Here is a 4,521-nt window from a genome sequence, read left to right on the forward strand (position 1 = left end):
TCCAAGGCAGCACTGAATGCCCTCACGATCACGATGATGGACGAGCTGGCGGGGTCCGAGATCAAAGTCAACCTCGTGTCTCCTGGCTTTGCCCGCACAGCCCTCGTCGGATTCATGGGCACCGAGACCATCGAGGATGCATCTCAGGAGATCTTGAGGTGTGTCCGGCTCGGACCGGGCGACCCCGGCGGCACCTTCACCACCTGGGAGGCAACGCCCCTGCCGTGGTGAGGTGTGCCTCCATGAGCCTCGAAGGGCTTGCCGGCCCGAGCCTGGACCGGGACCCGGCGTCAGCGTCGATCGGCGTCCCGATCGGCCCGCTCAAGACGCGCACCGTCAGGAATGTCGGCCTTGTCAGAGCCCAGGCTGCGTCTCTCGGTGCGGAAGATGCGCAGGGCCTGCCCGATACCGTAGTGGTCGAGGGTGTAGCCCGCTGCGATCCGGGCCGCCCCACTCGTCCGCTGACCCGGCCCTGGTCCAGATCCTCAGCGGGACAGCGCCTTATCCAGGCCCTCCCGATCACATGCGTCGAGGTCACGGCTCCGCCATAAGGGGATCGCCAGAGCATGGATACGTTCGCCCGCTTGGGATAGAACCAAAGTCAGAACTCTCAGAAGGGGGAGCGTCTTGATCGATCGCACCGGGCTGGCGGGGTTTCTCCGCAATCGGCGTGAGGCAATGCAGCCGGAGGACGTCGGCATGCCTCGCGGGCAGCGGCGCCGGACCAGCGGGCTGCGGCGGGAGGAGGTCGCGGCGCTGTGCAACATGTCGGCGGACTACTACTCCCGGCTGGAGCGGGAGCGTGGCCCGCAGCCGTCGCCGCAGATGCTTGCCTCGATCGCTCAGGGGCTGCACCTGTCGATCGACGAGCGTGACCACCTGTTCCGGCTGGCCGGGCACAACCCGCCACCCCGGGGCAGTTCCAGCGAGCACATCAGCCCTGGGCTGCTGCGGATCCTGGACCGCCTCGAGGACACTCCTGCGGAGATCGTCACCGAACTGGGCGAGACCCTGCGGCAGACGCCGATGGGGGTGGCGCTCACGGGTGATACGACCCAGTACACCGGGCCGGCTCGCAGTATCGGCTACCGGTGGTTCACCGACCCGTACGCCCGGGAACTCTATGCGCCCGAGGAGCACGCCTTCCTGACCAGGATGTACGCCGCCGGGTTGCGTGGGCTCGTCACTCTCCGGGGTCCCGATTCCCGGGCGGCCTACCTCGCGGACCTGTTGCTGGACGGCAGCGAGGAGTTCCGGCGGGTGTGGGAGGAGCACGAGATCGGGATCCGCCCCCACGATGTCAAGCACTTCGTGCACCCCGAGGTCGGTGCGCTGGAGCTGAACTGCCAGCGGCTGGTCGACCCGGACCAGGCCCACTCACTGATGGTCTACACCGCGGTCCCCGGCTCCGAGAGCTACGAGAAGGTGCAGATGCTGTCAGTCATCGGCGCACAGGCTCTGCGCTGAATCGTTCCCCCGTCCGATGCCTTCGTGGTCAGCCGCCCAGCTGCTCTCTGGCTGTGTCGGAGTCCTGCAGGTTCGTCATGTTGATGAACCGTCCGTCGCGGACTCGGTAGAGGGCGTACTCGGTGACCTCGAACGAGGCGCCGGTAGGGGCGACGCCGAGCCATTCCTTGACCGGGGTGCCGGTGTTGGTCAGGCGCGCGGCCAGGTCGTGGCCGCTGACCCTGAGGTCGTCGAGGCGCCACTTCAGATCCGGCGCGGCGTCCACCTGGGCAGTCAGTGCGGCGAGGACCTGGTCGCGGGTGACGGCGTCACCGAAGTGCGTGAGCTCGTCGGCGACGAACTCGTCCAGGCGGTGGAACTCGTGGGCGTTGAGCGCCGCGATGTAGCGCTCGTAGAACTTGTGGAGTTCGGTGTGTGTCATTTCGACTTTCCCTCTCGACTAGAACTGCGCCGCGCGTTGTCGCCTCGTCTCGTTCATTGCGTTCGCGGCGCGAGGACAGGACAAGCCTGAAGCCGCCCGTTGCTAGAATCCATAACGTGCCGTCCGCATTTTCTTACGCATCGTCCACTCTCCCGTCTGAGGGGGGAGCGAGCGATCCGGTCGCGGACGCGATCGGGCTGCTACGACCTCGTACCGTGGTCTATCCGGCGCTGCGTGCCGGTGGGCTGTGGGGAGTGCGCTTCGAGGCGTTCCCGCACGTCAAGATCGGAGGCGTGGTGCGCGGCGAGAGCTGGCTGGCACTCGACGGGCGAGAGCCGGTGCATCTGCATGAAGGCGACTTCTACCTGCTGAGCAACCCGCCGGCCTACTCGCTGGGCAGCAGCCTGTCCGTCGAGCCGCTGCCGGCCGCGACGTTGTGGGACACCGCCGATGAGGGCGCCGTGCGTATCGGGCCGGTCGACGACGAAGACACCTATCTGTGCGGTGGGTACTTCTGGTTCGACGAGCTCAACGCCCCCATCCTGCTCGACATCCTGCCGCCGCTGGTGCACATTCACGCGGACGATCCACGGATCCGTTCGCTGGCGTATGTGACAGAACTGTTGTCCAGCGAAGTCGGGACCTGCGCCATCGGGAGTTCCCTCATCCTTGATCATCTGGTCCAGATCCTCCTGGTCCAGGTGCTGCGTGCTCATGCCGAACAGGCGGACCGCCCGGTCGGGTGGCTGGGGGCGCTGGTCGACGACGGTGTCGGCGCTGCGCTGCGTGCGATGCACGCGAACGTGGCCCGCCGTTGGACCGTTGAAGAGCTCGCCGGTATCAGTCACCTGTCGCGCTCGGGTTTTGCGAAGTCATTCAAACGACAGGTGGGGCTCGCGCCGCTCGAGTACCTGATCCAGTGGCGCATGAGCCTGGCGCGCGACGCTCTTCGGCGGAACACGCAGACGATCTCCGAGCTCGCGTTCGCCACGGGGTACGAGTCCGAGAGCGCGTTCAGCACCGCGTTTCGGCGTGTAGTCGGTGCCTCGCCGAAGCAGTTCCGGGACCGTGCGCTGCGAGCCGCTGGGACAGAGGAACGTCGCGACGAGGTCACCCTCGGTGTCGCCTGAGGCCTACACGCCTGCGGCAAGCAGCGCGCTGCTCCCACGGTACCGACCTCGTGACCAGGCCATTCGCAGCAGATGGCCCGGTCACAAGTGCTCGATCAGCTTGTCGAGGGTGATGGGAACGTCGCGCACCCGGATGCCGGTGGCGTTGTAGACGGCGTTGCCGATCGCGGCCGCCGAGCCGACGGTGCCGATCTCGCCGAGGCCTCTGGCGCCCAGGCTCCGGGTCCCGACGTCCTCGCCGCCGTCGCCGAGCGGTCCGGTGAGGATGGGGTCGGGCCGGTCGAGCATGACAACGTCGATATCGGGGACGTCCGCGTTGACGGGAACCAGGTAGTCGGCGAGGGTGCTGCTGGCCAGGCGTCCGGTGTCGAGCTCCAGGTGGTTCTCCTCCAGCAGGGCGTGGCCGATGCCGAAGATGACGCCGCCGACGAGCTGGCTGCGGGCGGCCTTGGCGTTGATGACGCGGCCGACGTCGGCGACGGTGGTGAACCGGGTGACTCGGGTCTCGCCGGTGAATCGGTTGACGCGTACCTCGCAGAAGTGGGCGCCGAAGCTGTGGTGCACGTACTCCGGGTCGGCGGCACCGGGTGACTCGGCGAGCGCGGTGATGCCCGGTGAGCCGACAGCTCTGAGCAGGCGGCCGAAGGTCATCGAGCGGCCGAGCCCATGCAGGGTCCCGCGCTCGTAGCGCAGGTCGTCCGCGCTGGCGCCGTGCCACGGCGACCCGTCGTCGGTGACGGCGACCCGCTTGAGTTCGTCGATCGCATCGCGGGCAGCGTTCACGACCTGGGGCACGGTGGCGTGCGTGGCGCTGGAGCCGACGGCGGGTGCTCCCTGAGGCAGCAGTGAGTCGCCGATCTCGGGCGTCACCCGGTCCAGGGGTATCCCCAGGGCGTCGGCACCGGAGACCGCGACCATGGTCGCCCCGCCGGTGCCGAAGTCCGAGATCCCCGTCGAGACCACGGCCGTGTCGTCGTCGAGCAACCGGACGCGTACGCTCGCGGGACGGCGGTGCGCAGGGTAGATGCCGGTGGCCATACCGGTGCCGTACAGCCACTGCCCGTCGATGCGTGCGCGGGGCGTGGCGCTGCGGGCGGACCAGCCGAATCGCCGCGCGCCGACGCGGTAGCACTCCTCAAGGTGCTTGCTCGACCAAGGCAGCCCAGAGACGGGGTGGACGGTGGCGTTGTTCCGCAGCCGCAGTTCGACCGGATCGATACCGGTGGCTACGGCCAACTCGTCCATGGCCGTCTCCAGGGCGAAGGATCCGGGGGCTTCATTGGGTCCGCGCATCGCCCGGCTCCCGGGGATGTCGAGGACGGCCAGCTCCGCATGGACGCGCAGGTTGGGCGTGCGGTAGAGGGCGTCCGTGGTGTTGTGGGCCGGGGTCATGGGGAAGGTGACCGTGGTCGGGCGCTCGGAGACGCTCTGGTGGCTGACGGCGTTGAGGACGCCGTCGCGGGAGGCGCCCAGCCGAACGGTCTGGGTGAGCTGGGGCCGGTG

General features: G+C 68.3%; 4 protein-coding genes and 1 pseudogene. 3 read left to right on the forward strand and 2 right to left on the reverse strand.

The genetic code is table 11. From position 1 onward, the window contains the following. Both VIU94_RS14425 and VIU94_RS14430 read left to right on the forward strand, forming a co-directional pair. A pseudogene (locus VIU94_RS14425) lies at positions 1–231 on the forward strand (short-chain dehydrogenase); the annotation flags it as partial. A 396-nt stretch (positions 232–627) separates the two neighbouring features. After that, the gene (locus tag VIU94_RS14430) at positions 628–1,467 is read left to right on the forward strand and encodes a helix-turn-helix transcriptional regulator (protein WP_331911422.1); all 840 of its coding nucleotides are present in this window, start codon (positions 628–630) and stop codon (positions 1,465–1,467) included. 28 nt (positions 1,468–1,495) lie between these two features. Here the strand turns inward: VIU94_RS14430 and VIU94_RS14435 are convergent, their stop codons facing one another. Beyond that, positions 1,496–1,888: an ester cyclase gene (locus tag VIU94_RS14435; protein WP_331911425.1), complete on the reverse strand. Its 393-nt coding sequence runs from the start codon at positions 1,886–1,888 to the stop codon at positions 1,496–1,498. A 116-nt stretch (positions 1,889–2,004) separates the two neighbouring features. Here VIU94_RS14435 and VIU94_RS14440 point away from each other — a divergent pair, with 116 nt between their 5' ends. Beyond that, positions 2,005–3,018, forward strand: a complete 1,014-nt coding sequence (locus VIU94_RS14440; protein WP_331911427.1) for an AraC family transcriptional regulator — start codon at positions 2,005–2,007, stop codon at positions 3,016–3,018. A gap of 81 nt (positions 3,019–3,099) precedes the next feature. On the opposite strand, the gene VIU94_RS14445 is transcribed toward VIU94_RS14440, so the two are convergent. After that, on the reverse strand, positions 3,100–4,521 hold a 1,422-nt coding region (locus VIU94_RS14445; protein WP_331911429.1), incomplete at its 5' end, for a xanthine dehydrogenase family protein molybdopterin-binding subunit.

It is taken from the genome of Streptomyces sp., assembly GCF_036566765.1.
Classification (GTDB): Bacteria; Actinomycetota; Actinomycetes; order Streptomycetales; family Streptomycetaceae; genus Streptomyces.

Coding starts and splice junctions, on each gene's coding strand:
- VIU94_RS14435 (WP_331911425.1), bottom strand. CDS start 1,888: ATGACACACACCGAACTCCACAAGTTCTACGAGCGCTACATCGCGGCG.